The 839-nt window shown below is 61.6% G+C and carries 1 protein-coding gene; it reads right to left on the bottom strand.

All coding sequences use genetic code 11. From position 1 onward, the window contains the following. Nucleotides 1-815: XopAW family type III secretion system calcium-binding effector (xopAW, locus tag IAI51_RS27740; RefSeq protein WP_187681374.1), on the bottom strand; the 815-nt coding region annotated here is incomplete at its 3' end. Between the last annotated feature and the right edge of the window lie 24 nt (nucleotides 816-839).

The raw sequence follows: 839 nt of genomic DNA, 5'->3' as shown, positions 1-839 counted from the left end.
GCCGCATTATCCAACGAGTACTGCTTGCTCAAGTTCGCAATCATGCGGTTCAGCGCGTCTGCGCTGGTCTGAGCGCTGGCGGTCTGCTCCTCATCCAGACGTTCACGTCCAGACTGCAAAGCTGCCTTCAACTCATCGCTGCTGACGCCACCGCTACTGTCGCTATCCAGAACCTTGAGCAGCGCGGCGCTGGTGTCGGTGCTGGCTGTCGAGGTGCTGTCGCTGGCCTGCAACACGCTGCTCAGTTCGGTCGCGGTTACGCTGCCGTCAGCGTCGGCATCAAGCTGGCTGAACAGTTCATCGCTATTCACTTGTGGCGGAGGCGGTGGCGGCGGGGTCAGGCTGGCGGTGAGTTCGTCCTGGCTGACGACGCCGTCTTCGTTCTTGTCCAGTGCCGAGAAGATTTCGTTGCTGTCGGCGGTGCTGCCGGCGCTGGTCAGGCCGGTGCTCAGTTCGTCGCTGCTGATGGCACCGTCGCCGTCGATGTCGAGTGCGCTGATCAGGGCGTCGGCCAGGTCGGTGCTGGGCGCTTGATCGCGTGGCGGTGGGGGCGCCATGGCGGTCATTTCTTCGGCGCTCAGGCTACCGCTGCCGTCGCTGTCCAGATCACCGAACTGTTTGCTCAGGTTGACCAGCAGGCCGTCATCGGATTTTTGAGACAGGGCGCTGTTCAGTTCGTCCTGATCCACCGCGCCGTCGCCGTTGCTGTCGAGTTTGGCGAACAGTTCTTTTTGCAGTTGCTGGCTGCGGGCGTTTTGCGTAGTGGTGCTGCTGGTGCTGGTATAGCTCGTGTAGTTGCTGACGCTACCGATCATCGGACTCACTCCCTGGAATGGAAA

This window comes from Pseudomonas sp. N40(2020), from assembly GCF_014472415.1.
Classification (GTDB): domain Bacteria; phylum Pseudomonadota; class Gammaproteobacteria; order Pseudomonadales; family Pseudomonadaceae; genus Aquipseudomonas.
This window is presented reverse-complemented; position numbering and strand designations above follow the sequence as displayed.